Genomic DNA, 26019 nt, shown 5'->3' on the forward strand with positions numbered 1-26019 from the left:
AATTATCAAGCTGGTAAGATGAGTTAATATTATGTTAACAACATGTTTATCACTTGGGGTTGCGATGACGACGAACACGCATTTTAGAGGTGAAGAATTGAAGAAGGTTTGGCTTAACCGTTATCCCGCGGACGTTCCGACGGAGATCAACCCTGACCGTTATCAATCTCTGGTAGATATGTTTGAGCAGTCGGTCACGCGCTACGCCGATCAGCCCGCGTTTATGAATATGGGGGAGGTCATGACCTTCCGCAAGCTGGAAGAGCGCAGTCGCGCGTTTGCCGCTTATTTGCAACAAGGGCTGGGTCTTAAAAAGGGCGATCGCGTTGCGCTGATGATGCCTAACTTATTGCAATATCCAGTGGCGCTGTTCGGCATTTTGCGCGCCGGGATGATTGTCGTAAACGTCAACCCGTTGTATACCCCGCGCGAGCTTGAGCATCAGCTCAATGACAGCGGCGCATCGGCGATTGTCATTGTGTCTAACTTTGCCCACACTCTGGAAAAAGTGGTTGATAAAACCGCCGTTCAGCACGTTATTCTGACCCGTATGGGCGATCAGCTTTCCACAGCGAAAGGCACACTGGTTAACTTCGTTGTTAAATACATCAAGCGTCTGGTGCCGAAATATCATCTGCCAGATGCCATTTCATTTCGTAGCGCCCTGCATAACGGCTACCGGATGCAGTACGTCAAACCTGAACTGGTGCCGGAAGATTTAGCTTTCCTGCAATACACCGGCGGCACCACAGGTGTGGCGAAAGGCGCTATGCTGACTCACCGCAATATGCTGGCGAACCTGGAACAGGTCAACGCCACCTATGGGCCGTTGCTGCATCCAGGTAAAGAACTGGTAGTAACGGCACTGCCGCTCTATCACATTTTTGCACTGACCATTAACTGTCTGCTGTTTATTGAACTGGGCGGGCAGAACCTGCTTATTACTAACCCACGTGATATTCCGGGGCTGGTGAAAGAGCTGGCAAAATATCCGTTTACCGCTATCACTGGCGTTAACACCTTGTTCAATGCGTTGCTGAACAATAAAGAGTTCCAGCAGCTGGATTTCTCCAGTCTGCACCTTTCCGCAGGCGGTGGGATGCCAGTGCAGCAAGTGGTGGCAGAGCGTTGGGTGAAACTGACAGGACAGTATCTGCTGGAAGGCTATGGCCTTACCGAGTGTGCGCCGCTGGTCAGCGTTAACCCATATGATATTGATTATCATAGTGGTAGCATCGGTTTGCCGGTGCCGTCGACGGAAGCCAAACTGGTGGATGATGATGATAATGAAGTACCACCGGGTCAACCGGGTGAGCTTTGTGTCAAAGGACCGCAGGTGATGCTGGGTTACTGGCAGCGTCCGGATGCTACCGATGAGATCATCAAAAATGGCTGGTTACACACCGGCGACATCGCGGTGATGGATGAAGAAGGGTTCCTGCGCATTGTCGATCGTAAAAAAGACATGATTCTGGTTTCCGGTTTTAACGTCTATCCCAACGAGATTGAAGATGTCGTCATGCAGCATCCTGGCGTACAGGAAGTCGCGGCTGTTGGCGTACCTTCCGGCTCCAGTGGTGAAGCGGTGAAAATCTTCGTAGTGAAAAAAGATCCATCGCTTACCGAAGAGTCACTGGTGACCTTTTGTCGTCGTCAGCTCACGGGCTACAAAGTACCGAAGCTGGTGGAGTTTCGTGATGAGTTACCGAAATCTAACGTCGGAAAAATTTTGCGACGAGAATTACGTGACGAAGCGCGCGGCAAAGTGGACAATAAAGCCTGAGCGTTAAGTCAGTCGTCAGACGCCGGTTAATCCGGCGTTTTTTTTGACGCCCACTAAAGAGAATACAATTTGAATTACCAAATGATTACCACGGACGATGCGCTGGCTTCTTTGTGTGAAGCCGTCCGTGCCTTTCCGGCGATAGCCCTGGATACTGAATTTGTTCGTACGCGCACTTATTACCCGCAGCTGGGGTTGATTCAACTTTTCGATGGCGAGCATCTGGCGCTAATCGATCCGCTCGGGATCACCGACTGGTCACCGCTGAAAGCGATCCTGCGCGATCCGTCCATTACCAAATTTCTCCATGCGGGCAGTGAGGATCTGGAAGTGTTCCTCAATGTCTTTGGCGAATTACCACAACCCCTGATTGACACGCAAATCCTCGCTGCTTTCTGCGGACGCCCGATGTCGTGGGGATTTGCTTCCATGGTGGAAGAGTACACCGGCGTTACGCTCGACAAGAGCGAATCGCGCACCGACTGGTTGGCAAGACCGCTAACCGAACGTCAGTGTGAATACGCAGCAGCGGACGTCTGGTATTTGTTACCGATCACAGCAAAGCTAATGGTAGAAACGGAAGCCTCTGGCTGGTTACCTGCGGCGCTGGATGAATGCCGCCTGATGCAAATGCGTCGTCAGGAAGTCGTTGCGCCGGAAGATGCATGGCGTGATATCACCAATGCCTGGCAATTACGTACACGCCAACTGGCCTGTCTGCAACTGTTAGCCGACTGGCGCCTGCGCAAGGCGCGGGAGCGCGATCTGGCGGTGAACTTTGTCGTGCGTGAAGAGCATTTGTGGTCGGTTGCGCGTTATATGCCGGGGAGTCTGGGCGAGCTGGACAGTCTGGGTTTATCCGGTAGCGAAATCCGCTTCCACGGAAAAACGCTGCTTGCGCTGGTGGAGAAAGCGCAGGCATTACCGGAAGAGGCGTTACCGCAGCCAATGTCAAACCTGATGGACATGCCCGGTTATCGCAAGGCGTTTAAAGCGATTAAGTCGCTGATCACTGACGTGAGCGAAACGCACAAGATCAGCGCCGAGTTGCTGGCATCGCGTCGGCAAATCAACCAACTGCTGAACTGGCACTGGAAACTGAAACCGCAGAACAATTTGCCCGAGCTGATTTCCGGCTGGCGCGGTGAGCTGATGGCAGAAGCATTGCACAATTTATTGCAGGAATATCCGCAGTAAAACCTTCCTGAGCCGGACAGGGGCGTCCGGCTTCAGACAAACTACAAATCTAAAACCAGGCGTTTACCCTTCGCACGTGAACAACAGATCAACATACTTTGTTGGCTGGCGCGTTCTTCATCGCTAAAATACTGATCCCGATGGTCAGCTTCACCTTCCAGAATCGCCGTTTCGCAGGTCCCGCATACCCCTTCACGACATAAACATTCCACTTTTGCCGCTTTATTATTTTCAATAACCTGCAAAATGGTCATCTCTTCCGGCACCACAAACTCTTTACCGGAACGGGCGAGCACCAGTGTAAACGCATCGCCGGTTTTGTCTTCAATAGCAAACTGCTCACAGTGCAGCGTATCGGCGGCGATGTCCAGACGTGCAGCTTCACTTCTTACCGCTTCATTTAGCGCCTCGGGGCCACAGGTATAAACGTGTGTGCCAGGTTCGATATCCGCCAATAATCGCGCTAATTCAAGTCGCGTTCCGGTCGATGAGTGATGCAAATGGATTTTCTCAGCCTGCGGATGTTGGACTAGCTCATCACGAAATGCGCAGCTTTCTGGATTTCGCGAGCAGTAATGTAGCTGCCAGTCGACGTCGCTGTGTTGCAACTCTGCCATGTGCGACAGGAAAGGGGTGATACCAATACCGCCCGCGATAAACAGATGCTTTCTGGCCGAGGGAATTAGCGCAAACAGATTATTAGGCGTCGAAATGGTCAACCGATCGCCTGCTTTCACCTGCTGATGCAAAAAGCGCGAACCACCGCGCGAGTTTTCTTCCAGTCGAACGGCAATCTGATAATGAGTTGTATCGAGCGGCGAACTCAGCAGTGAATACGCATTGCTGTACTGGTTATCACCATCGCTCATCTGCACAATGACGTGACTTCCACCGTTGAACGCAGGCAGCGGTTTGCCATCGGTTGCCACCAGCGTGAAGCGTTTCACCTCTTCGGTAAGCAGTTCCACCTGACTCACCTGTACTTCAAACATTTGATAGTTTGACATTGCTGTACTCCATCAAAAATCAGCCCGGCGGCGGAAAATACCGCCGCCGATGTCATTAGTCCTTAAACACCTGCGCCAGCAGATTATGGAAATGGGCGATACCGTGTTCGGAAATTCCGCTACCGCTACTGTCGGCCATGATGCGCCCCTGACCACGATAGCCGCGCGATTTCAGCCCTTTCTGTACGCTTTCAACCAGACGTAAATCTTCCGGACGGAACACATCGCGATACCACTCAATCAGCGATTTTTGCTCGTCGGTCAACTCTTCATTGGTGAAGTAAATATCGTAGTTTTGCAGGGTAGTTTCAGAATCCACCGGGAATTCATAAATGACTGTCATCATCCCTTTGATCGGCGTGACGTTCAGCATCGTGCACGGCCACAGCCAGAAACCGTGGAATGCCGCATCCGTACCTTCTTCAAATTTAAACGACTGTTCGGACGGTTTGGCGAAACCGTATTGCAGCGTCCAGTTACCGTGCATGGTGTGCCAGTAACGATCAACCTGCACGGAGTCGGAGAAGCCTGGGTGCGCCGGACCACAGTGATAGCACTCGAGATAGTTATCGACAATGTTCTTCCAGTTGGCAGGCGTGCGGGTGGTAAAGCGGGCCGCCAGTTTCAGGTCGTGGACTTCCGGGCAGGCTTCCAGCACTTTCGCTCCCAGACCGGGTAACTGATCTTCTACGCTGGTGGCGTTGGGGTCCATGTTGATGAAGACGAATCCGGCATACTCTTCCAGACGCACCGGGACCAGTTGTGCTTTGTCGCTATCGAAATTGGCGACGTTTTCACAGTTACGCGCATGGGCCAGGTTGCCATCGAGTTTGAATGCCCATGCGTGATACGGGCAGGTAATCACATTTTTTGCTTTTCCTTCACCGCTCAATAACTGATGACCACGGTGCGGGCAAACGTTATAGAACGCGCGCAAAACCTTATCACGACCGCGTACCAGCACGATGCTTTCGCCAATGATCTCACGCGTCACGTAATCATTCGCATTCGCCAGTTCGCTACTGTGGGCGACACAAATCCAGCTTTTAGCAAAGACGTTCTCTTTTTCGTGTTCAAAGGCGTTCTGATCGGTATAAAAACGGGCAGGAATGGTCCACGCCTCTTGCGGGTTAGCGCAAAAATTTTCGGGTAGTACAAAGTCAGGGCTCAGATTGCTCATAGGGATACCTTTATCGTTAGGATGATGGCGCTCAGTTGTCGCCTTTGAATACGGTTCCCGCAGGGAGCACTGGTGTTTTTTCCGGGGCTTCAACCGGTGTCTGCGGGAGATAATGTTCAACTTGATGAGCCGGAATGTCGGCGTAATCCTGTTTCAGCCAGCGAAGAAATCCGCCGACTTTCACCAGTAAAATGACGAGGAAGGGAAGGGCTGTGAGCACGACGGTGGTTTTCATCGTTTCCAGCGACGCGCCGGTGAACAGAATTGAAAGCGGGATCAGTGTGATCACCACGCACCAGAAAAGACGCAGCCCACGGTCAGGATCGTCACCTTCCTGGAGATTTCGCGTACTGGTCGCCGCCATGGTGTAGGCCACCGCATCCATATGCGAGGCAAGGAAAATAATCATCACGCCCAGGTATGCGGCGAGGAACAATTTACCTGCAGGCAACGACATCAGAACTTGTTGAACGGCAGTTTCACCGCCCAGTGTTTCCAGCACCTGTGGGACGTTGATTACGCCATTGATAAACTGATGAATGGCATAGCTTTCCATTACACCGAAGAAGAACCAGCAACCGACGGTGCTGCCGAGGATCAGTCCCCAGATAACTTCTTTAATCTTACGGCCGCGCGAAACGCGGGTGACAAACATTGCTACGCCGGGCGTGTATGAGATCCACCACAGCCAGTAGAAAACGGTCCAGTTGCGGGTAAATGAACCATCGCCAAGCGGATCGGTAAATAAGCTCATTTGCAGGAAGTTTTGCGTGGTCAGGCCGATGGCATTGATGATGCTGTTGGTAATAAATTCGGTTGGGCCGACAATCAGAACCAGCAATGGCAGCAGGAAGGCGCCCCAGCCGACCATTTTGCTCAGACGTTGCAAACCGTTGTTGATACCAATCCACGAGCTAAGGCAAAAAATGCCGCCGGAAAGCAGGATAACAAAAGCCTGTACGGTGAAGTTATCCGGTAAACCGGTCAGCGCGGAAAGCCCACGGGTAAAGGTTGCGGCGGTGACGACCAGGGAAATGGTCAGTGCACCGACAGTGGCGATCAGGAACATCAAATCGACCAGTTTTCCCCACGGACCTTGCGGGCGAACGCCGGTAATGGCGGCAATAATGCCGGAAAGACTCAGCCCCTTATTTTTCCGCACATGGAAGTGGTAAGCCATGATTAATGAGGCCAGCGTATAGGTTGCCCACGCGCTGATGCCCCAATGGAAGAAGGAGTAGGGAACGCTAAATTCGAGTGCCTGTTGTGAACGCGGCGCGATATTTAAACCAGGCGTTTGATAATAATAGGCCCACTCAGCAACCCCCCAATAAAGCGTAGAAGAACCTAAACCGGCACAAATAAACATAAACAGCCAGGAGAGCGTGCTGTATTCCGGTTTTCCTTCGCCAAGACGAATATTGCCGTATTTACTGGTGGCTAAATAAATCACCAGTCCCATTGCCAGCAAAACCAATACCTGTACGGCGGAACCTAACGTACGCGTGACAAATGTGAATATTGCGTTGGCCGCGTCGGCCGATTGTTGTGGGAAAAGGCTTAATGCAGCTGCGATGAAAAGAATGGCCACCAGACTGATGCTTATCAGCGGCACATCTTTTTTCTTAACATTGCTCATCATGAGTCATCTCCTGGGCATAAAAGCCCGTCTCTGGCTTTTGCCAGTTGTAATTATGTGCAGGGTAATGAATTGCATGTTGTGTTTAACAAATTGATTATTTACATGTTACATAAATTAAACAATTAAGAATACGGAAAGCCATAAAACACGAAACGGAAACAATAAAAGGTGAAATGACGCAGGTTATTTACTGAAGAGAATGAATAAAAAAACCGCGTCAGTGACGCGGTTCAAATAAACTGGTTTGACCTTAACGCAAAATAATTTTGCAAATCGCGTCGGCAACCTGTGGTGTGGTGGCATTGCCTTTCATATCGGGTGTTTTCGGCCCGTGAGCAATCACTTCTTCAATCGCTGCCAGAATACCGTTATGCGCTTGCTGGAAACGCTCATCGCCATTGCCGAGGAAATCGAGCATCATTGCACCGGCCCAAATCGTGGCGATAGGGTTAGCAATATTTTTCCCGTAGATATCCGGCGCGGAACCGTGGACAGGCTCGAAGAGCGACGGAAAAGTACGTTCCGGATTCAGGTTGGCGGATGGGGCAATGCCGATGGTGCCGGTGCAGGCCGGGCCAAGATCGGAAAGGATATCGCCAAACAAATTGGATGCCACCACCACGTCAAAACGTTCTGGTTGCATCACAAAGCGCGCGCAGAGAATATCAATATGCTGCTTGTCCCAGCGGATCGCCGGGTAATTTTCTGCCATTGCTTCCACGCGTTCGTCCCAGTACGGCATGCTGATGGCTAAACCGTTAGATTTGGTGGCAGAAGTTAGCGTTTTACGTGGGCGGCTTTGTGCAAGTTCAAAGGCATAACGCAAAATACGGTCGACGCCACGGCGGGTAAATACCGATTCCTGGATGACAACCTCATGCTCCGTTCCTTCGTTTAGCCGTCCACCCAGAGACGAGTATTCGCCTTCCGTGTTCTCGCGCACTACGTAAAAATCGATATCGCCAGGCTGTTTCCCCGCCAGTGGGCAAGGTACGCCAGGAAAGAGGCGGACCGGACGCAGGTTAACGTATTGGTCAAATTCACGGCGAAATTTCAGCAGCGATCCCCATAACGAAATATGGTCCGGAACGGTATCCGGCCAGCCGACGGCACCAAAGTAGATAGCGTCGAAACAGCTGAGTTGTTCATGCCAGTCGTCCGGCATCATTTTGCCGTGATGGCTGTAATATTCGCAACTTGCCCACTCCATCTGCTCAAAGCTTAAGGCAAAGCCCCAGCGTTCAGCGGCAGCCTGTAACACACGAATCCCTTCAGGAAGGACTTCTTTGCCGATTCCATCCCCGGGTATTGCAGCGATCCGAAACGTTTTCATCATTGGGTTCTCACTTCCTGACCATCAAAATTGACAATACCCTCATCCTATAATTGACTGAAAAGGAATTAATCCCCGCAACTGGTGAAACATAAAACACGAATCATGAATAATTTACCGCTGCTGAACGATTTGCGCGTCTTTATGCTGGTGGCTCGCCGGGCTGGTTTTGCTGCTGTAGCAGAAGAAATGGGTGTTTCTCCGGCTTTCGTTAGCAAGCGTATCGCCTTACTGGAACAAACGCTGAACGTGGTGTTATTACACCGCACCACTCGTCGCGTGACGATCACCGAAGAAGGTGAGCGGATTTATGAGTGGGCGCAGCGCATATTGCAGGATGTCGGGCAGATGATGGATGAACTCTCCGACGTGCGCCTCGTGCCACAAGGGATGTTGCGTGTTATCAGTAGTTTTGGGTTTGGACGGCGAGTTGTTGCTCCGGCATTATCGGCGCTGGCAAAGGCTTATCCGCAACTGGAATTACGCTTTGACGTGGAAGACAGACTGGTCGACCTGGTCAATGAAGGCGTCGATCTCGATATTCGTATTGGTGATGACATTGCACCTAACTTAATCGCCCGCAAACTGGCGACCAATTACCGTATCCTCTGCGCGTCGCCGGAATTTATTGCACAACATGGTGCGCCGAAACATTTCGCGGACCTTTCAGCGTTACCTTGTCTGGTTATAAAAGAGCGCGATCATCCTTTTGGCGTCTGGCAATTGCGCAATAAAGAAGGAAACCACGCCATTAAAGTCACTGGCCCGCTAGCGTCTAATCATGGTGAAATAGTGCATCAATGGTGTCTCGATGGTCAGGGTATTGCGCTGCGCTCCTGGTGGGATGTCAGCGAAAATATTGCCAGTGGCCATTTGGTGCAGGTACTACCGGAGTATTATCAGCCCGCGAATGTCTGGGCGGTGTATGTATCCAGGCTGGCAACATCAGCGAAGGTGCGGATAACGGTAGAGTTTTTACGCCAGTATTTTGCCGAGCACTACCCGAATTTTTCACTGGATCACGCCTGATTAATGATTCAATTATCGGGTTATTATCAGGTTAAAACCTGATTTTCTCCTTTCTAAGCCACTACAGATTGGTTAGCATATTCACCTTTAATCGCGCATTTCCCAAAGAAAATTAAAGAGGTTAACGTGTTCGCTGAATATGGGGTTCTGAATTACTGGACCTATCTGGTTGGGGCCATTTTTATCGTGCTGGTGCCTGGGCCGAATACTTTGTTTGTGCTTAAAAATAGCGTCAGCAGTGGAGTGAAAGGTGGTTATCTTGCAGCCTGCGGCGTATTTATTGGTGATGCGGTATTAATGTTTCTGGCGTGGGCAGGTGTGGCAACGTTGATTAAGACCACACCGATATTATTCAACATCGTACGTTATCTTGGCGCGTTTTATTTGCTCTATCTTGGGGGTAAAATTCTTTACGCCACCCTGAAGGGCAACAATAGCGAGGCCAAATCGGATGAACCGCAATATGGCGCTATTTTCAAGCGCGCCTTAATATTGAGCCTGACCAACCCGAAAGCTATTTTATTCTACGTGTCATTTTTCGTGCAATTTATCGACGTTAATGCGCCACATACGGGTATTTCGTTCTTTATTCTGGCGATGACACTTGAGATAGTCAGCTTCTGTTATTTGAGCTTTCTGATTATTTCCGGCGCCTTTGTCACGCAGTACATTCGCACTAAAAAGAAACTGGCAAAACTAGGCAACTCTCTGATTGGTTTGATGTTTGTCGGTTTTGCCGCTCGACTGGCGACGCTGCAATCTTAATACTTTCCGCCCGCGATACCGCGGGCTTCCCTCCTGAACGCCACCGCGACTGGACGTTGACACGGTGCTAAAAAGTAACCAATAAATGGTATTTAAAATGCAAATTATCAGGCGTACCCTGAAACGGCTGGAGTAAACGGTTTTCAGCGCATTTACCGAAGGAGGGAGAAGGATGCTACAAATCCCACAGAATTACATTCATACACGCTCAACACCTTTCTGGAATAAACAAACCGCACCTGCCGGAATATTCGAACGTCATCTTGATAAAGGAACTCGTCCCGGGGTTTACCCTCGATTGTCCGTTATGCATGGGGCGGTCAAATATCTCGGCTATGCTGATGAACACAGCACAGAACCTGATCAGGTGATCCTTATCGAAGCGGGGCAATTTGCGGTGTTCCCGCCGGAAAAATGGCACAACATTGAAGCCATGACTGACGATACTTATTTCAACATCGACTTCTTCGTTGCCCCTGAAGTCCTGATGGAAGGCGCAAAACAACGGAAAGTCATTCATACCGGGAGATGAATTATGGGCAAAGCAACGTATACCGTAACCGTCACCAATAACAGTAATGGTGTCTCTGTTGATTATGAAACAGAGACACCGATGACATTGCTGGTGCCAGAAGTTGCGGCGGAAGTGCTAAAAGATCTTGTTAACACGGTGCGCTCTTATGACACAGAAAACGAACATGATGTTTGTGGCTGGTAATTTTACCTGATAGAAAAATTCGCCATTTTATGCGTCATCGCAAAAAAAATATGCGTGATGCCCATCACAATTTTTACTTCTTTGATGTTGTGCTATGCTTTTTATTAGCGACCAACTCGCTAATACAAAACAGATAAGGAAGGATAAAATGGGCATTCTGTCATGGATTATTTTTGGGCTTATTGCTGGTATTCTGGCTAAGTGGATTATGCCAGGTAAAGATGGTGGTGGATTCTTCATGACTATCCTGTTGGGGATTGTCGGCGCCGTGGTCGGCGGATGGATCAGTACACTGTTTGGTTTTGGTAAAGTCGATGGCTTCAACTTTGGCAGCTTCGTGGTTGCGGTGATCGGTGCGCTTGTCGTGCTGTTTATCTACAGAAAAGTCAAAAGCTAACGCTGAAATAAAACAAAGGCTGCTTTTTCGCAGCCTTTGCTATTTTTACAGGTGCAGTGTTACCACCACCCTAGCTCGGTACCGAGGACGACAATAATCGCAACACCCATCATAATAATCGTTGTTTTTTTCATCTTTATGCTCCCGGGGCAGCATAGCCGCCAATAAAAAACCACGCTAAAAATACGACTGCCGTAATAAAGATTACGACAGGGAAAATAATACCGATTCGCATGTTATCACCAATCAAAAGGATGTGAATACGCCTCAGGAATCCAGAGCTGAATGCGCGACAAAAGGCTTTTTCTCTTTGTGTTTTTTCTCCTGGTACATTGCAATATCGGCGGCATGCAGGGCGCTGTCGGCATCGGTTGTTTCAGGATCCACTTCAATAATGCCAAGGCTGGCGCCAGGATAAAACAAGTCAACATCACCTAAGTGATATTCACCGCGTATTTGCTGCTGAATACGCTCACGCAATGACGGGATATCGGCATTTTCATCGGCCAGCGAAGCAACCAAAAATTCATCACCGCCGAGACGACCAATAATCTCGCTATTCTGATGTAGTGTGTTAAGGCGCTGGCCAACCTGAATAAGAAACAGATCGCCGCTATTATGACCAAAACGGTCATTGATTAATTTGAAGTTATCCAGATCGATAAAGGCAATAATTGCTTTACGCTTCAGATGCCGCGCGAGAGAAAACAGTGTCGTCAGATTATCAAAAATTGCCCTTCGATTCGGCAGTCCCGTCAAAGAGTCAGTATAAGATTGCGCAATCAACGCCGCATTAGCTTCACGCAATTGCTCAACCAGCGCCTCTTTTTGGATGTATTGTGTAATAAGCCCGGCGAATAACTGCAAAACTTGCTCCGCGCGTTCGCTCCACGGGCGTTTCTCGCTGCTGGCGGCGCAAAGCGTGCCGTAGAATGAGCCATCCGGTAAGTGAATCGGTGTGCTCAGAAATGTCGTGATCCCAAGATTGCGTGCCGCAATGCAGTCGCCCCAACGGTCAGGGACTTCATCGCTGAAAAAACAGTTCTCATCAATTGCGCGTTTGCACAATGAGTGATCCCAGGAAACGGTAAAATTCTCCGGGATGTGCATTTTCTGGCTATTACGGGCATACAAAATGTGTTGCAGGCGCGCGTCAATATCCACTTTTGTCAGATACGTCGACTCCATGTCGGTAACCATTTCTAGCATCTCCAGAAGTTGCCGGACCAGACTTTCCAGAGACTGTTCTGAGGCGAGTGACTGCGAGACGCGGGCAATGATCTGATCTGACACGAAAGAACTCCAGGTGGTGGTAGGCAAATGCTGAATATTTAATCTTTGCAGGCATGATAAAACATCATCAACAAAGATGAAACCAGACGTAATATATTTTGAATGAATGTAAAAGAAATAGTGCTGCAAAACATAACGATACCGCGATACTCTAAAGTGTAGATAAACGAGAGAGATCACTATATGAAAGTTATCCGTTTTGCTCTGCCTTGCCTGTTAGTCCTGGCGGGGTGTTCAACCGCTTCTCAACCCGATGCACCTAAACCGCCACATGTTGGAATGGCTAATCCTGCATCGGTCTACTGCCAGCAAAAGGGAGGTGCGCTCATTCCGGTGCAAACAGCGCAAGGGGTCAGCAACAATTGCAAATTACCGGGCGGCGAAACGATTGATGAATGGGCATTATGGCGCAGGGATCATCCGGCTGATAGAAAATAACAACCGGATGCCGGGCGAGAATTACAAACTGCGTAGCCAATCGGCCAGCACCAGAGCATGGTTTTGCGTGGTATTTTTTGCCGAATAGAGTAGGGTTAGTGTCTGCTGGCGGGCAATATCCGCCAGTCGTTTCCCTTCTTGCTCATGCTGCGCCAGTTCTGCAAGATAATGTTCGCGAAAGGTTTCAAAATCGATCACTTCGCCGTGAAAGGCTTTGCGTAGTTCTGTTGAAGGCGTGATGGTTTTGTCCCATTCATCAAGTGCTAAATCTGTTTTCTTGATACCACGCGGCCAGAGACGATCGACCAGTACGCGATAACCATCGCCTTGTTCAGCCGCATCATAGACGCGTTTACACTGAATATTCATCGTGTTTGTTCTCCCTTTCACGCAACATTGCCACGCCACTATAGCACTTTGTTTTTATGCTTATGGCGGCTACGGCAAAAATTACTGCTTACCAATAATCAGCGAAACCAGGCCAGCAGCAATAAGCGGGCCGACGGGCACACCGCGAAAAAGCGCTACGCCCAAAACCGTACCCATCAGTAATCCGGCGACCAGTTGTGGCTGACTACCCATTAACGTGACGCCGCGTCCGCCAAGCCAGGAAACAATCACGCCTACGGCAATCGCGACTAATGATTTCCAGTTCAGAAACGAGTGAACAAGTGTCGACGGTGGCAGCGTCCCGCTGGCGATTGGGGCCATAACACCGATGGTGAGAATAATTATCCCGATACTCAACCCTTGTTTTTCAATCCAGGGGAAAAAGGTGCTCAACGGTGTGACGCGGACAATGATCAACACCAGAATTGAAACTGCGACAGTGGTGTTGTGGCTGACAAAGCCCAGCGCAGCTAATCCGAGGAGGATTAACAAAGTGACATCAAACATCGTGGTTTCCTTGCCAAAAAATAATTATCCCCCGTACTTTACGCTTGCTGAGGGCAGGAATCAGACATTAATTACACTTTTTGCATAAAAAATAGGGAGAATTGTCATCAAACTGCCATTTGCGTACGCTAACAATAACGTGAAAACAGTTATCTCCAGGGGTAAAACCATGAACGATCAAATGTTCATTGAGACACTGATTATCACGTCATCGTTTTTTGCCATTGCGGTTGTGCTGGTACTGTCCGTTTTGCTACTTGAACGGACCAGCTAGTTATACAGTACGGCGGAAATGGACCAGCTCTGGTTGCGCAATGCGTAAATAATCTGCGGTGTTAAGAATAACTGATTTATCCAGCATGCCCGCATTGAAGGCAATTTCATCGAATCGCTCGAAGAGTAGTGGGTCGGCGACCAGTTTGAGTTTGGGGTGGAAGCTGAAAGGCGGGATGGCGCCAAAAACGCAGCCAGTGAGTTCATCGACCTCTGCCGGGCTGGCAAGCGAGGCGCGTAACCCGCCAATGTGACTGGCGAGTTGGCTCAGATCGGCCTGTTGATCGGCAGGGAGTATCGCTAATACATGTTGATTAACGCCATTACCTTTGACTTTACACACCAGCGCCTTGGCGCCCTGGCCCAAAGCGGTGCCGCGAATTTCTGACACCGCTTCACATTTGCCCACAGCTTCGTGGGTGACGATGCGGAAGTTAGCGCCTTCTTGTGATAATAAAGCGATTAAGCGCTGATGCGTCACGCTTCCTTTAGCCACTTCAGTCATTTCACGCTCCTGGATTTATAACTAAACAACCACAGAAGATTATCATGAACTGCTGTTTTTGTTCTGTTTATTGACATACAGACGTTCATCGGAAGCTTTATAAGCATCATGGATCGTATCGGTTTCTTTCATCGCGTAAATACCGGAAGAGAAGCCGATCTCTTTCTGCGGCGCGATGTGTTGCAGGCGTTTTTCAATACGTTCAGGCAATTGCGCAGCAATTTGTGGCGTCGAATCGACCAGGATGATGCAAAATTCATCACCGCCAAGACGGATAGCGTAATCACTTTTACGAATCGACTGTTTAATCGCCTGTGCTAATAAAGTAATCGCTAAATCACCTTCCTGATGACCCAGTGTGTCGTTAATTTGTTTTAACTTGTCCATGTCAATAGCAATGAACATGACTGCAGAACCTGCCTGAACCAGGCGTTGCAAGCGTTGCTGCAACTCAGGAGTCAATATTTTGCGGTTATACAATCCGGTCATCGCATCGCTAATATTTTCGCGAGTCACGTTTTGGTACAAGCGGAAGTGCATGCGTACCATATTCAGTAATATCAATGCCGTCAGCAGCCAGAAGACAACGCTTTTCCATGAAGAAGTAATAAAGTAAAGAATATCAATGGATAATGTGACGCGAATTCCACCAGGCAAGTCATGGACATAACTGACATACTGAAACAGATTGTCTTCACTCTGGTTGATAATAATGTCTCGGCCCGAGTCTACATCGGTAAGCGTTACATTGAGAAAACGCCAGAGGAGAGGGCGGTCATGAGTGTAAAAGATATTCCGCAGATTGTTTTTATTGATATCCAGCAGCACAATCCCTTTAAGTTCACCCGCGAGATAAACCGGCGTCAGCAAGCTCATCACATTCTGTTTGGTACGCTGATCCTGGTAAATGCTCGATAACACGGTGCGACCGGTAAACACCTTTTCAATATCTTTACGGTTAATGCCAATGCTTCCTGATTGCAAAAACGACCAGTTATTCATGGCGAAGTATTCAACATTGACCGGCTCATAAAAATAGACATAGCGGTCATTGAGATCGAGATAATAGTGAAATTTCTCTTCAGCCATCCCAAGACCGGAACCATATTCATCTTGATGGCGATTGCCTTCCACCGCTTGATCAAATGCGGGTAATAGCGCCGCTGCTTCCACAATTGTGTCACAGTCATCGGATGCGCTCTGTAATGTCCCGCGCAAGCCAGAATAAGTATGGGCCGTCAGATTTAATCCATGAGTATTATTGGCCGTTTCAAAAGCCTCGCAGATAGCACGTCGCTGTTCTGGCGACACCTCTGATTGCTCAGCAGCAAGTGCGCGCATGACATGTGCGGCAATACTCTGATTTTGATACTTATCATAGAGAAAGGAGGAATCCGCTTTCTGGACGATATAGCGCAAGTAGGCGCTCATCGCTCTGTCGCTGGCGACAAGTTCAAAAATAAGGAAGGAAGATGTCAGCACAATGACACTTGCGGCGATAAAATGCCGGAGCATTCTATGGTGCAATTTCATGATAAATGGCACTCCTTCGGTTAGTGAAATGAGAAAACCAGTTAAAGTTCGATTGCGGCCTGGCACAGGGGCGCTAATTATACTCATCTCTGTGCCGTTGGGGAGGAGAAATTTAGTGGTATTAGATATTAATTGTATGCAAAAGCCACGCAAAAAGCATGGCTGTGAATATTTTTGCACTCAAAGACGATGAATAATCACTTTGTTGCCTCCCTCGCTTTTCGCCTCACGTAAGGCTTTATCTGCTTCTGTCATGACAAGTGAAAGATTGTGCGTATCTCCGGTGGAAAAAACACTGCCAATGCTGATAGTCATTGGTTCAGGAACAGCATACCTGTTACTAAAGCCGGTCAGGAGTTCGACATTTTTACGCACACGTTCAGCAATAATTTTTGCCTGGGCAGCATTGAGTTCGGTAAATAGCAGGCCAAATACTTCCCCCTCAAGACGGGCTAAAATGTCATCGGGGCGGATACTTTGCTGGATAATATCGACAATTGAAACCAGCACTTTATCGCCCACATGATGTCCCCATTGGTCATTGATGCGTTTGAACTGGTTAATATCTACCAGCATGATACAAAAATCCTTCACAACAGGTTGCGACAATAATGACTCTACGCTGTTGAAAAAGTAACGGCGATTATAAATATTGGTCAACACATCATGAACCGCCAGTTTGCTGGAGAGTTGCAGTTCCTGAAAAATGTTATAAATCAGAAAAGCAACAACAAACAGTTTGCTGGAAACTTCAATACCACGACTGATGTACCAGATGGTGTAGTTATATTCATCCAGAGTCAGCAGAAGTAAGTTACAGCAGAGCGATGCCAGACATAATAACGCTATTGACGGCCAAAGTTCGCTGGTTAATCGTGTGCGCATGATAATAAAGAACAGTAAACATGCCCACAGACAAACCAAAATTTTTGTGTAGTTAATTCCCCAGCTCGCAGAATGGCTATCCGGACAGTAATCTACGACGTATAAGGAATAGTCAGGATTATAACTGCTCAGGTTGTGTGCCAGTAAGGGAAACAACATGAAAGGTATCAGCGCCAACAACAGGATGCAGGTTTTTTTCTTGTTGTTCGTTAGAATACTGTTTCGGTCATAACAGAAGAGAGCTAACGCTGTTAAGCAAATGAAACTTAGCTGGCGAAACAGATATAATATGGAAACATCATTTGATTTAGCCTGAATAAGTGTGCTGTCACTGATAGGTTTATGAATAATGACAATGGTTTCAGTTAAATAGAAAATACCACTTAAAAATGCAAGGCTTAAAATGAGTGTTGGAAAAATTTCACGGTTAGTGAAATATTTCATTAGCATGAATAGAAAAATGACGGCGTTAAGGAAAAACAAAGCCACAACAACCATCAGGTAATTCATCTGCGGGATGAGTTTTACATTGGTGTTTTCGTTATATAAGGTGGTGATACAAAATAAAATCAATGTCAGTAGCAAACTGAAAATAAAAAAGCTTTGTGCTTTTAGCTTTTGTGTACACATAGAAATCATAAAAAGGAGAGCAGTGTGAGTGCTGATTTTATTGATGGTCGAGATATGTGGTTTTGATCATGATCAATTTTCGTTATTGCTAAAAAATAATTAAAGAATAACCCCGGGAAAATACGTGTTAATCAAATCATTTTTCCGAATGATTGTTTTCTGGAACTAAATTGTGTAAAGGTTGCGCTGTTATATTTAAAGCAATTGTAAGCTAACGTATATAATAAATTAAATAATTTACAGTAAGCTAAAAATCAGCCAGGTAATAATGACCTGGCTGATGGTACTAGTCTTTAGCAGTTGCGTTTTGCTTATGAAACAGTTCACGGAATACCGGATAAATATCATCCTGATCGCGGATATGCTGCATCGCAAAGTTTTCGAAAGTAGATTGCAGGTGCTCATATTCTCGCCACAATGTCTGATGAGCGCGACGGGTAATTTCGATATAGCTGTAATAACGAACAACTGGCAGTAATTTCTTCGCCAGAATCTCATGGCACAGCGGAGAATCATCAGCCCAGTTATCGCCGTCGGATGCTTGTGCAGCATAGATATTCCACTGCGCCGGGTTATAACGCTCTTTTACCACATCATCCATCAGTTTCAGCGCGCTGGAAACAATGGTGCCGCCCGTTTCCTGTGAGTAGAAAAACTCATGTTCATCAACTTCTTTCGCCTGGGTATGATGGCGAATGTAAACGACTTCCACGTTCTTGTATGTTCTGCTCAGGAACAGATACAGAAGTATATAAAAACGTTTGGCCATATCTTTGGTGGATTGATCCATCGAGCCAGAAACGTCCATCAGGCAGAACATTACTGCCTGGCTGGAGGGATCGGGCCGTTTCTCGTAATTTTTGTAGCGTAAATCGAAAGTGTCGATGAAAGGAACACGTTCAATTTTAGCTCGCAGTTCGGCAATTTCTTTGCGCAAGCGTTCCTCTTCCAGCAGTTGCGCAGGTTCAGTATTGCTGATTATCGCTAAATCTTCTTCCAGCGCGTGCAGTTCCCGCCGCTTGCCCGCGGTCATCGCGGTACGTCGTGCCAGCGAATTTTGCAATGAGCGTACCACGCTAATATTGGCCGGAACGCCGTTAGCGGTATAACCCGCGCGATGCGTTTTAAATTCGGTCAACTGGCGTTGCTGGTTTTGTTTCAGATTTGGTAAAGCCAAATCTTCAAACAGCAGATCGAGATACTCATCTTTCGAAATCTGAAAGACGAATTCATCCTGACCTTCACCGTCCTGGCTGGCCTGGCCCTGACCGCTACCAGAACCACCGCCGCCGCCTTGAGGCCGCTCAATACGGTCGTTCTGTACGAAATGGTCGTTGCCCGGATGAACGCGATGGCGCAAGCCGCCACGCCCCTGATGAAACATTGGTTCGCTGATATCTTCCGTTGGAATGGAAACAGACTCGCCGCTGTCGACATCGGTCACCGAACGCTTATTAATGGCCTCGGAGATCGACTGTTTAATTTGCGCTTTATAACGGCGTAAAAAACGCTGGCGATTCACCATGCTTTTATTTTTGCCGTTCAGACGCCGGTCAATAAACCAGGTCATATGCCCCCCGTACTGCATTTGCCAACTGTATGCTACGCCTGTGTTGCCGCCTGTCTGGCCCACGGTTCGCTGTCGTTGTAGGCCCGGCGCATGCGCACCGGGCCGTTGTTGTTAAGACGATTTACGTACGCGCAAATACCATTCGCACAGTAAACGCACCTGTTTACGGGTGTAGCCTTTTTCCATCATACGGTCGACAAAATCGTCGTGTTTCTTCTGCTCGTCGGTTGAGGTTTTGGCGTTAAACGAAATGACCGGCAACAACTCTTCGGTATTGGAGAACATTTTCTTCTCAATGACCGTGCGCAGTTTTTCGTAACTGGTCCAGTTCGGATTGCGTCCGCTGTTATTCGCTCTGGCACGCAGTACAAAGTTGACGATCTCGTTACGGAAATCTTTCGGATTGCTGATCCCCGCCGGTTTTTCTATTTTCTCCAGCTCGGCGTTCAGCGACTCGCGATCAAACAGCTGCCCAGTATCCGGGTCGCGATACTCCTGGTCCTGAATCCAGAAATCCGCATAGGTGACATAACGGTCGAAAATGTTCTGCCCATATTCAGAATAGGATTCAAGGTAGGCCGTCTGGATCTCTTTGCCGATAAACTCGGCATATTTCGGGATCAGATAACCTTTCAGAAACTCCAGATAGCGTTCTGCCTGCTCTTGCGGGAACTGCTCGCGCTCGATCTGCTGTTCCAGGACGTAGAACAGATGGACCGGGTTTGCTGCCACTTCTACATGATCGAAGTTGAACACGCGGGAGAGGATCTTAAACGCAAAACGCGTCGACAGACCGTTCATCCCTTCATCGACACCGGCGTAATCACGATATTCCTGATATGACTTGGCTTTCGGATCGGTATCTTTCAGGCTTTCGCCATCATAAACGCGCATCTTCGAATAAATGCTGGAGTTTTCTGGCTCTTTCAGGCGCGAAAGAATGGAAAAACGTGACAATGTTTCCAGCGTGCCTGGCGCGCATGGCGCGTGGGTCAATTCACTATGATTAAGTAATTTCTCGTAGATTTTGATCTCTTCGGAAATACGCAAGCAATACGGCACCTTCACGATATAGACACGGTCGAGGAAGGCTTCGTTGTTTTTATTATTACGGAAAGTCACCCATTCAGATTCGTTCGAGTGGGCGAGAATAATCCCGTTGAACGGCAGGGCGGAGATACCTTCCGTCCCGTTGTAGTTACCTTCCTGAGTAGCGGTTAACAGGGGATGCAGCACTTTAATCGGTGCTTTGAACATCTCAACAAATTCCATGATCCCCTGGTTGGCGCGGCACAGCGCACCGGAATAGCCGTAGGCATCCGGATCGTTCTGGGCGTGGTGTTCGAGTTTACGAATATCCACTTTCCCCACCAGCGCGGAAATATCCTGGTTGTTCTCATCGCCCGGTTCCGTTTTGGCAATGGCAATCTGTTGCAGAATAGACGGCCACACTTTGACCACGCGGAATTTAGTGATGTCGCCACCAAATTCATGCAGACGTTTTGCCGCCCACGGCGACATAATGGTGCCAAGGTAGCGGCGTGGAATGCCGTACTCTTTTTCAAGGATCTGCGCATCTTCCTGTGGATTGAACAGACAGAACGGATGATCGTTAACCGGGCTTCGCTCACCGTTGGCGCTCAATACATAAATAGGCACGCGTTGCATTAATGATTTCAGTCGTTCAGCAAGTGACGACTTACCCCCACCCACAGGCCCCAGCAGATACAGGATTTGTTTCTTCTCTTCCAGCCCCTGAGCCGCGTGTTTCAGATAAGAGACAATCTGTTCAATCGCGTCTTCCATGCCGTAAAACTCTTCAAATGCCGGATAACGTGCGATGACCCGGTTAGAAAAGAGTCGAGAAAGTCTGGGCTCCTGGGCTGTATCGACCATGACAGGCTCACCAATAGCCATCAATAGCCGCTCTGCCGCGTTGGCATAAGCACTGCGATCTTGCCGACAAATGGTAAGAAACTCCTGCAGTGTGAACTCTTCGTCCTTGGCAGCTTCATATCGCTGGCGATAGTGATCGAATATATTCATGGTATGCCGTCCTTTCGTTTTTTAGCACAGGTTAAGAGCCGTTCATATGAATAGTAGAGGCTCCCGGAAGAGGTAAACTGAACGACGTCTCTTGCTAAAACACAGCAACTCTCATGCCATCCTGCCGACCATGAGAACAACGTGCCCGGTGATACACCTTCAAAATTAAGCGTAGATGGCAATTGAGAAACTTGCCTGCACGGCTTTCTGAATTTCAATGGCATATCAACAACTCATCCATAAAAATTGCATAACTAATGTAAAGAATAATGCCGCCAGAAACGCAGAATTCATTCAGCTGTAAGCACGGCGTCATCAGCGTCAGGAAAATTAAACAGTTACCTTTTGAAATGAAAACGCAAAAAGTTTGGGTTTCGTTGTATTGACGGGTAAACTTTGTCGCCCGCTAAACATTTGTTTAAGGAATGATTAATTGTGACCAAACTCAAACTTCTGGCACTTGGAGTGCTTATCGCAACGTCTGCAGGCGTAGCACACGCTGAAGGTAATTTTTCCCTGGGCGCAGGCGTAGGTGTCGTTGAACACCCTTATAAAGATTACGATACCGATGTTTACCCAGTACCGGTAATCAACTACGAAGGCGATAACTTCTGGTTCCGTGGCTTAGGTGGTGGTTACTACCTGTGGAATGATGCAACGGATAAACTTTCGATTACCGCTTACTGGTCGCCGCTCTACTTCAAAGCCAAAGACAGTGGCGATCACCAAATGCGTCACCTGGATGACCGTAAGAGCACCATGATGGCAGGTCTGTCTTACGCTCACTTTACCCAGTATGGTTACCTGCGTACCACCCTGGCTGGTGACACCCTGGATAACAGCAACGGCATTGTCTGGGATACTGCCTGGTTATACCGTTACACCAATGGTGGTCTGACTCTGACCCCGGGTATCGGTGTTCAGTGGAACAGCGAAAACCATAACGAATACTATTATGGCGTATCGCGTAAAGAGTCCGCTCGCAGCGGCCTGCGTGGCTATAACCCGAATGACAGCTGGAGCCCGTATCTGGAGCTGAGCGCCAGCTACAACTTCCTCGGCGACTGGAACGTTTATGGCACCGCGCGCTATACCCGCCTGTCTGACGAAGTTACCGACAGCCCGATGGTGGATAAATCCTGGACTGGCCTGATTTCTACCGGGATCACCTACAAATTCTGATAATGCATCTTTCCAGGGCATTTTGTGCATAAAAACAGGGCGTAATGCCCTGTTTTGCATTACGGTGGTGCAAAAACTGGGAGGAAGCGATGCAACAGAAAACGATTCAATTTAGTGGCGATGTCTCACTGCCAGCCATAGGGCAGGGAACATGGTATATGGGCGAAGAGGTCAGTCAGCGTAAAACCGAAGTTGATGCACTGCGTGCGGGCATTGATCTTGGTTTAACTCTCATTGATACCGCCGAAATGTATGCCGATGGCGGTGCCGAAAAGGTGGTTGGTGAAGCATTATCCGGCCTGCGTGATAAGGTTTTCCTCGTTTCCAAAGTCTATCCGTGGAATGCCGGCGGGCAAAAAGCCATTAACGCTTGCGAAGCCAGTTTACGTCGTCTCAATACCGATTATCTCGATCTCTACTTATTGCACTGGTCTGGCAGTTTCGCTTTTGAAGAGACTGTTGCGGCAATGGAAAAACTGATCGCCCAGGGCAAAATTCGTCGCTGGGGCGTTTCTAATCTTGATTATGCCGACATGCAGGAACTCTGGCAGGTGCCAGGGGGAAATCAGTGCGCTACCAATCAGGTGCTTTATCATCTCGGTTCGCGCGGTATTGAATATGATCTGCTACCCTGGTGTCAGCAACAACATATGCCAGTGATGGCATACAGTCCGTTGGCGCAGGCCGGGCGCTTACGTAATGGCTTGCTAAAAAACGCAGTGGTCAACGAAATAGCTCATGCTCACAATGCCACCGCCGCGCAAGTTTTGCTGGCGTGGGTGATCAGCCATCAGGGCGTGATGGCGATTCCGAAAGCGGCAACTGTCGCACATGTCCAACAAAATGCGGCAGTGTTGGAATTGACGCTTTCAGGGGAAGAACTGACGATGCTGGAAAAAGCGTACCCGGCACCAAAAGGAAAAACTGCACTGGATATGGTGTGATTTGCTGCAAGGCCGGATGCATGCATCCGGCACAGTGACTCACGCAAATTAACGTTTGGCAACGCGAATGGATTGCGCCAGATGTGAAGGTTTCTCTTTGGTGACTTTTTGAGTTTCTGAGGCGTAAGCTGTTTCTACACAAACAAAGGTTTTGTAGCCATCATCCGGCATATCGCCCATGCTGACTGAAAGCGCCGGTCCTGGGTTCCAGCCAACGACGTTCAGATGATGCTGGTGGCCTACGGTGACAATACGATTCAACGCCTCGTCATTAATCACACTGCAATCCTGCGCATTCAGATACACGCGATCGGTACGGTCAGGGAAGATCTGAATACCGTCGGTCAGTACATCTTCTTTCGCGTCATTTACTTTATCAATGAAGCGATCGCCCAGTCCGCTGACGCTTACCTTAGCAATATCACCCACGTTAAAGTAGGTATGTAGGGCAGAGGTGGTTTCAAATTCGCCATGTGATTCAAGATCGATTTCACAGGTTTTACCCACGCGGAAATGCGCTAATAGCGTAAAGTCGTGCGGCCAGAATTTTTTCGTCTCTTCGCTTTGTGTCAGTTCGAAAGTCAGCGCCACGCCATCGGTATCTTCACGATGTGATTTCAGCGTCCACGGCAGGTTACGGGCAAAACCGTGCGCAGGCAGACCTTGTTGTGCAGCCGGACCAAACCACGGCCAGCAAACCGGTACGCCACCGCGAATGGCGACACCATTTTTAAACGGGGTATTGTTGCTCAACCACAGAACTTCTTCCTCACCCGCAGGTTTCCACGAGAGAAGATGAGCGCCCTGTAATGCAAAAGAGGCTTTTACCTGGGGATGATCGACCACAATAAGGTCCAGTTCATCCAGTTTACGACGGGAGAGGACAGGGGTAATTTGTTCGATGACCGGAAGGGCAAAAATTTTCTTAATCATGACGCAGTCCTTTAACTTCATTTCATCAGGTAAAAAAAAGAGCGACCGAAGTCGCTCTTTATAGATCACAGTATCATCTCAACTTATTTGGAGATGTGAGCGATCAGGTCCAGAACTTTGTTGGAGTAACCGGTTTCGTTGTCGTACCAGGATACCAGTTTCACGAAGTTGTCGTTCAGAGCGATACCAGCTTTAGCATCGAACACGGAAGTGCAAACTTCGCCGTTGAAATCGGTAGATACTACGTCATCTTCGGTGTAGCCCAGAACGCCTTTCATTTCGCCTTCAGCAGCAGCTTTAACGGCAGCTTTGATCTGCTCGTAAGTTGCAGCTTTTTCCAGACGAACGGTCAGGTCAACTACGGATACGTTCGGAGTCGGAACGCGGAACGCCATACCAGTCAGTTTGCCATTCAGTTCTGGCAGTACTTTACCTACAGCTTTAGCAGCACCGGTAGAGGACGGGATGATGTTCTGAGAAGCGCCACGGCCGCCGCGCCAGTCTTTGTGAGACGGGCCGTCAACGGTTTTCTGAGTAGCGGTGGTAGCGTGAACGGTGGTCATCAGACCTTCGATGATACCGAAGTTATCGTTGATAACTTTAGCCAGCGGAGCCAGGCAGTTGGTGGTGCAGGAAGCGTTGGAAACGATGTCCTGGCCAGCATATTTGTCGAAGTTAGCGCCTTTAACGAACATCGGAGTGTTGTCTTTAGACGGACCAGTCATAACCACTTTTTTCGCACCAGCGGTGATGTGTTTACGAGCAGTTTCGTCAGTCAGGAACAGACCAGTTGCTTCAGCGACAACGTCAACACCAACTTCGTCCCATTTCAGGTTAGCCGGATCACGTTCAGCGGTAACACGGATTTTTTTACCGTTAACGATCAGATGACCGTCTTTCACTTCAACGGTACCGTCGAAACGGCCGTGAGTGGAGTCATATTTCAGCATGTATGCCATGTAATCAGCGTCTAACAGGTCGTTGATTGCAACGATCTCGATGTCAGAACGTTTCTGAGCAGCACGGAAAACAATGCGACCGATACGGCCAAAACCGTTGATACCTACTTTGATAGTCATATATTCCACCAGCTATTTGTTAGTGAATAAAAGGTTGCCTGTAAAATTACAAAAACCTTACGCAGCGTCAAGCGGAATCGTGTCAATCATTGCGACAAATCAATCCTCTGCCTAAGCATTACGCGACTGACTTGCCTCACTCTTCCTTTGTGCCTGAAACCACATGAGGGCGGCGCCGAGAATTTTAAAGGGCAATTATGATAAAAATGTGATTTTCATCACGATTCAGGCGCTGCCATTTCGCTGAGATCAAGTTTAGGCCAAATTTTTGCCAGTTGGTGTTAATGTTTTGTTAGAATTGGTCGCGTAATGTGAGCGTGATTAAAGTGAGATGTGAGCAAATGGCTAACAAACCTTCGGCAGACGAACTGAAAAACAAATTGTCCGAGATGCAGTTTTACGTGACACAGAATCACGGGACGGAGCCGCCATTTACTGGCCGTTTACTGCACAATAAGCGTGACGGCGTTTACCACTGTTTGATCTGCGATGCCCCTCTGTTTCACTCCCAGTCTAAATATGATTCAGGTTGTGGCTGGCCGAGCTTCTACGAACCGGTGAGTGAAGATTCAATTCGTTATATCAAAGACTTGTCACATGGAATGCAACGCATCGAGATTCGTTGCGGTAACTGTGATGCCCATCTTGGACATGTCTTTCCTGATGGGCCGCAGCCCACAGGCGAACGTTATTGTGTTAACTCAGCCTCTTTACGTTTCACTGATGGTGAAAATGGCGAAGAAATCAACGGTTGAAAAAA

At 48.4% G+C, this 26019-nt stretch carries 28 protein-coding genes; 12 read left to right on the forward strand and 16 right to left on the reverse strand.

Annotation, left to right across the window (positions count from 1 at the left end):
* Nucleotides 1–97: 97 nt before the first annotated feature.
* Both fadD and rnd read left to right on the forward strand, forming a co-directional pair.
* Nucleotides 98–1783: a long-chain-fatty-acid--CoA ligase FadD gene (gene fadD, locus D9741_RS04990; RefSeq protein ID WP_130218771.1), complete on the forward strand. Its 1686-nt coding sequence runs from the start codon at nt 98–100 to the stop codon at nt 1781–1783.
* An 81-nt stretch (nt 1784–1864) separates the two neighbouring features.
* Nucleotides 1865–2980, forward strand: a complete 1116-nt coding sequence (gene rnd / locus D9741_RS04995) for a ribonuclease D (RefSeq protein ID WP_130218773.1) — start codon at nt 1865–1867, stop codon at nt 2978–2980.
* 41 nt (nt 2981–3021) lie between these two features.
* Here the strand turns inward: rnd and yeaX are convergent, their stop codons facing one another.
* The 4 genes from yeaX to dmlA all read right to left on the reverse strand — a co-directional run bounded on the left by yeaX (nt 3022) and on the right by dmlA (nt 8145).
* Nucleotides 3022–3987: a carnitine monooxygenase reductase subunit YeaX gene (gene yeaX, locus D9741_RS05000; protein ID WP_130218775.1), complete on the reverse strand. Its 966-nt coding sequence runs from the start codon at nt 3985–3987 to the stop codon at nt 3022–3024.
* Between the two features lie 55 nt (nt 3988–4042).
* Nucleotides 4043–5167: a carnitine monooxygenase, oxygenase subunit YeaW gene (gene yeaW / locus D9741_RS05005; RefSeq protein WP_000067822.1), complete on the reverse strand. Its 1125-nt coding sequence runs from the start codon at nt 5165–5167 to the stop codon at nt 4043–4045.
* Between the two features lie 31 nt (nt 5168–5198).
* Nucleotides 5199–6809 carry a BCCT family transporter YeaV gene (gene yeaV, locus D9741_RS05010; protein ID WP_130218778.1) on the reverse strand — a complete coding sequence of 537 codons (1611 nt, stop codon included), beginning with the start codon at nt 6807–6809 and terminating at the stop codon, nt 5199–5201.
* A gap of 250 nt (nt 6810–7059) precedes the next feature.
* A complete protein-coding gene (dmlA, locus tag D9741_RS05015; RefSeq protein WP_130218780.1) occupies nt 7060–8145 on the reverse strand; it encodes a multifunctional D-malate/3-isopropylmalate/tartarate dehydrogenase in 1086 nt (361 codons plus the stop codon).
* A 102-nt stretch (nt 8146–8247) separates the two neighbouring features.
* Here dmlA and dmlR point away from each other — a divergent pair, with 102 nt between their 5' ends.
* From dmlR to D9741_RS05040, 5 genes are all read left to right on the forward strand, one after another.
* A complete protein-coding gene (gene dmlR / locus D9741_RS05020) occupies nt 8248–9171 on the forward strand; it encodes a DNA-binding transcriptional regulator DmlR (RefSeq protein WP_130218782.1) in 924 nt (307 codons plus the stop codon).
* 126 nt (nt 9172–9297) lie between these two features.
* Nucleotides 9298–9936, forward strand: a complete 639-nt coding sequence (gene leuE, locus D9741_RS05025) for a leucine efflux protein LeuE (protein ID WP_130208404.1) — start codon at nt 9298–9300, stop codon at nt 9934–9936.
* A gap of 181 nt (nt 9937–10117) precedes the next feature.
* Nucleotides 10118–10468, forward strand: coding sequence for a DUF1971 domain-containing protein YeaR (yeaR, locus tag D9741_RS05030; protein ID WP_240725503.1), 351 nt, complete (start codon nt 10118–10120; stop codon nt 10466–10468).
* A gap of 3 nt (nt 10469–10471) precedes the next feature.
* Nucleotides 10472–10654 carry a DUF1869 domain-containing protein gene (locus D9741_RS05035; protein ID WP_064529220.1) on the forward strand — a complete coding sequence of 61 codons (183 nt, stop codon included), beginning with the start codon at nt 10472–10474 and terminating at the stop codon, nt 10652–10654.
* Nucleotides 10655–10802: 148 nt separating this feature from the next.
* Nucleotides 10803–11051, forward strand: coding sequence for a GlsB/YeaQ/YmgE family stress response membrane protein (locus tag D9741_RS05040; RefSeq protein WP_064529219.1), 249 nt, complete (start codon nt 10803–10805; stop codon nt 11049–11051).
* A gap of 59 nt (nt 11052–11110) precedes the next feature.
* Here the strand turns inward: D9741_RS05040 and yoaJ are convergent, their stop codons facing one another.
* From yoaJ to D9741_RS05055, 3 genes are read right to left on the reverse strand one after another with little or no spacing between them, the layout of a single operon-like run.
* Nucleotides 11111–11185 (reverse strand): protein YoaJ, encoded by a 75-nt coding sequence (gene yoaJ, locus D9741_RS05045; RefSeq protein WP_001386836.1) that lies wholly within the window; start codon nt 11183–11185, stop codon nt 11111–11113.
* Nucleotides 11186–11187: 2 nt separating this feature from the next.
* Nucleotides 11188–11286 carry a YoaK family small membrane protein gene (locus tag D9741_RS05050; RefSeq protein ID WP_001219350.1) on the reverse strand — a complete coding sequence of 33 codons (99 nt, stop codon included), beginning with the start codon at nt 11284–11286 and terminating at the stop codon, nt 11188–11190.
* A 32-nt stretch (nt 11287–11318) separates the two neighbouring features.
* Nucleotides 11319–12344 (reverse strand): sensor domain-containing diguanylate cyclase, encoded by a 1026-nt coding sequence (locus D9741_RS05055; RefSeq protein WP_130208400.1) that lies wholly within the window; start codon nt 12342–12344, stop codon nt 11319–11321.
* Nucleotides 12345–12527: 183 nt separating this feature from the next.
* On the opposite strand from D9741_RS05055, the gene D9741_RS05060 reads away from it, so the two are divergent.
* Complete coding sequence (locus D9741_RS05060) at nt 12528–12782, forward strand: DUF333 domain-containing protein (protein ID WP_130218784.1); 255 nt, start codon at nt 12528–12530, stop codon at nt 12780–12782.
* Nucleotides 12783–12803: 21 nt separating this feature from the next.
* Here D9741_RS05060 and D9741_RS05065 read toward each other — a convergent pair whose 3' ends face one another.
* Together D9741_RS05065 and D9741_RS05070 are read right to left on the reverse strand one after the other, a co-directional pair.
* Nucleotides 12804–13151, reverse strand: a complete 348-nt coding sequence (locus D9741_RS05065) for a DUF488 domain-containing protein (RefSeq protein ID WP_130218787.1) — start codon at nt 13149–13151, stop codon at nt 12804–12806.
* An 81-nt stretch (nt 13152–13232) separates the two neighbouring features.
* Nucleotides 13233–13679, reverse strand: coding sequence for a DUF441 domain-containing protein (locus tag D9741_RS05070; RefSeq protein ID WP_130208396.1), 447 nt, complete (start codon nt 13677–13679; stop codon nt 13233–13235).
* 169 nt (nt 13680–13848) lie between these two features.
* On the opposite strand from D9741_RS05070, the gene yoaI reads away from it, so the two are divergent.
* Nucleotides 13849–13953 carry a small membrane protein YoaI gene (yoaI, locus tag D9741_RS05075; RefSeq protein WP_130218789.1) on the forward strand — a complete coding sequence of 35 codons (105 nt, stop codon included), beginning with the start codon at nt 13849–13851 and terminating at the stop codon, nt 13951–13953.
* Here yoaI and yeaK read toward each other — a convergent pair whose 3' ends face one another.
* The 5 genes from yeaK to yeaG all read right to left on the reverse strand — a co-directional run bounded on the left by yeaK (nt 13954) and on the right by yeaG (nt 21121).
* Entirely contained in the window at nt 13954–14457 is a 504-nt protein-coding gene (yeaK, locus tag D9741_RS05080) for a mischarged aminoacyl-tRNA deacylase (protein ID WP_130218791.1), read from the reverse strand.
* 42 nt (nt 14458–14499) lie between these two features.
* Nucleotides 14500–15990 (reverse strand): diguanylate cyclase DgcJ, encoded by a 1491-nt coding sequence (gene dgcJ, locus D9741_RS05085; RefSeq protein ID WP_130219014.1) that lies wholly within the window; start codon nt 15988–15990, stop codon nt 14500–14502.
* Nucleotides 15991–16170: 180 nt separating this feature from the next.
* A complete protein-coding gene (locus D9741_RS05090; RefSeq protein WP_130218793.1) occupies nt 16171–17514 on the reverse strand; it encodes a GGDEF domain-containing protein in 1344 nt (447 codons plus the stop codon).
* Between the two features lie 277 nt (nt 17515–17791).
* Complete coding sequence (locus tag D9741_RS05095) at nt 17792–19075, reverse strand: YeaH/YhbH family protein (protein ID WP_064529212.1); 1284 nt, start codon at nt 19073–19075, stop codon at nt 17792–17794.
* A gap of 111 nt (nt 19076–19186) precedes the next feature.
* A complete protein-coding gene (gene yeaG / locus D9741_RS05100) occupies nt 19187–21121 on the reverse strand; it encodes a protein kinase YeaG (protein WP_064529211.1) in 1935 nt (644 codons plus the stop codon).
* A 435-nt stretch (nt 21122–21556) separates the two neighbouring features.
* Between yeaG and mipA the strand changes: the two genes are divergently transcribed.
* Nucleotides 21557–22303: a scaffolding protein MipA gene (mipA, locus tag D9741_RS05105; RefSeq protein ID WP_130208388.1), complete on the forward strand. Its 747-nt coding sequence runs from the start codon at nt 21557–21559 to the stop codon at nt 22301–22303.
* A gap of 89 nt (nt 22304–22392) precedes the next feature.
* Nucleotides 22393–23247, forward strand: a complete 855-nt coding sequence (locus D9741_RS05110; protein WP_130218795.1) for an aldo/keto reductase — start codon at nt 22393–22395, stop codon at nt 23245–23247.
* 48 nt (nt 23248–23295) lie between these two features.
* Here the strand turns inward: D9741_RS05110 and D9741_RS05115 are convergent, their stop codons facing one another.
* Together D9741_RS05115 and gapA are read right to left on the reverse strand one after the other, a co-directional pair.
* The gene (locus tag D9741_RS05115; RefSeq protein ID WP_130218797.1) at nt 23296–24180 is read right to left on the reverse strand and encodes a D-hexose-6-phosphate mutarotase; all 885 of its coding nucleotides are present in this window, start codon (nt 24178–24180) and stop codon (nt 23296–23298) included.
* Between the two features lie 83 nt (nt 24181–24263).
* Complete coding sequence (gene gapA, locus D9741_RS05120) at nt 24264–25259, reverse strand: glyceraldehyde-3-phosphate dehydrogenase (protein ID WP_000153502.1); 996 nt, start codon at nt 25257–25259, stop codon at nt 24264–24266.
* 341 nt (nt 25260–25600) lie between these two features.
* On the opposite strand from gapA, the gene msrB reads away from it, so the two are divergent.
* Nucleotides 25601–26014, forward strand: coding sequence for a peptide-methionine (R)-S-oxide reductase MsrB (gene msrB / locus D9741_RS05125; RefSeq protein ID WP_130218799.1), 414 nt, complete (start codon nt 25601–25603; stop codon nt 26012–26014).
* The last annotated feature ends 5 nt before the right edge of the window (nt 26015–26019 follow it).

This window comes from Escherichia sp. E14V7 (assembly GCF_004212225.1).
Taxonomy (GTDB): Bacteria; Pseudomonadota; Gammaproteobacteria; order Enterobacterales; family Enterobacteriaceae; genus Escherichia.

Coding starts and splice junctions, on each gene's coding strand:
- D9741_RS05040 (WP_064529219.1), top strand. CDS start 10,803: ATGGGCATTCTGTCATGGATTATTTTTGGGCTTATTGCTGGTATTCTG.
- D9741_RS05035 (WP_064529220.1), top strand. CDS start 10,472: ATGGGCAAAGCAACGTATACCGTAACCGTCACCAATAACAGTAATGGT.
- D9741_RS05110 (WP_130218795.1), top strand. CDS start 22,393: ATGCAACAGAAAACGATTCAATTTAGTGGCGATGTCTCACTGCCAGCC.
- yeaW (WP_000067822.1), bottom strand. CDS start 5,167: ATGAGCAATCTGAGCCCTGACTTTGTACTACCCGAAAATTTTTGCGCT.
- D9741_RS05065 (WP_130218787.1), bottom strand. CDS start 13,151: ATGAATATTCAGTGTAAACGCGTCTATGATGCGGCTGAACAAGGCGAT.
- D9741_RS05060 (WP_130218784.1), top strand. CDS start 12,528: ATGAAAGTTATCCGTTTTGCTCTGCCTTGCCTGTTAGTCCTGGCGGGG.
- D9741_RS05070 (WP_130208396.1), bottom strand. CDS start 13,679: ATGTTTGATGTCACTTTGTTAATCCTCCTCGGATTAGCTGCGCTGGGC.
- yoaI (WP_130218789.1), top strand. CDS start 13,849: ATGAACGATCAAATGTTCATTGAGACACTGATTATCACGTCATCGTTT.
- dmlA (WP_130218780.1), bottom strand. CDS start 8,145: ATGATGAAAACGTTTCGGATCGCTGCAATACCCGGGGATGGAATCGGC.
- yeaV (WP_130218778.1), bottom strand. CDS start 6,809: ATGATGAGCAATGTTAAGAAAAAAGATGTGCCGCTGATAAGCATCAGT.
- rnd (WP_130218773.1), top strand. CDS start 1,865: ATGATTACCACGGACGATGCGCTGGCTTCTTTGTGTGAAGCCGTCCGT.
- yeaG (WP_064529211.1), bottom strand. CDS start 21,121: ATGAATATATTCGATCACTATCGCCAGCGATATGAAGCTGCCAAGGAC.
- D9741_RS05115 (WP_130218797.1), bottom strand. CDS start 24,180: ATGATTAAGAAAATTTTTGCCCTTCCGGTCATCGAACAAATTACCCCT.
- D9741_RS05090 (WP_130218793.1), bottom strand. CDS start 17,514: ATGATTTCTATGTGTACACAAAAGCTAAAAGCACAAAGCTTTTTTATT.
- D9741_RS05050 (WP_001219350.1), bottom strand. CDS start 11,286: ATGCGAATCGGTATTATTTTCCCTGTCGTAATCTTTATTACGGCAGTC.
- D9741_RS05095 (WP_064529212.1), bottom strand. CDS start 19,075: ATGACCTGGTTTATTGACCGGCGTCTGAACGGCAAAAATAAAAGCATG.
- gapA (WP_000153502.1), bottom strand. CDS start 25,259: ATGACTATCAAAGTAGGTATCAACGGTTTTGGCCGTATCGGTCGCATT.
- yeaX (WP_130218775.1), bottom strand. CDS start 3,987: ATGTCAAACTATCAAATGTTTGAAGTACAGGTGAGTCAGGTGGAACTG.
- dgcJ (WP_130219014.1), bottom strand. CDS start 15,990: ATGAAATTGCACCATAGAATGCTCCGGCATTTTATCGCCGCAAGTGTC.
- msrB (WP_130218799.1), top strand. CDS start 25,601: ATGGCTAACAAACCTTCGGCAGACGAACTGAAAAACAAATTGTCCGAG.
- yeaK (WP_130218791.1), bottom strand. CDS start 14,457: ATGACTGAAGTGGCTAAAGGAAGCGTGACGCATCAGCGCTTAATCGCT.
- dmlR (WP_130218782.1), top strand. CDS start 8,248: ATGAATAATTTACCGCTGCTGAACGATTTGCGCGTCTTTATGCTGGTG.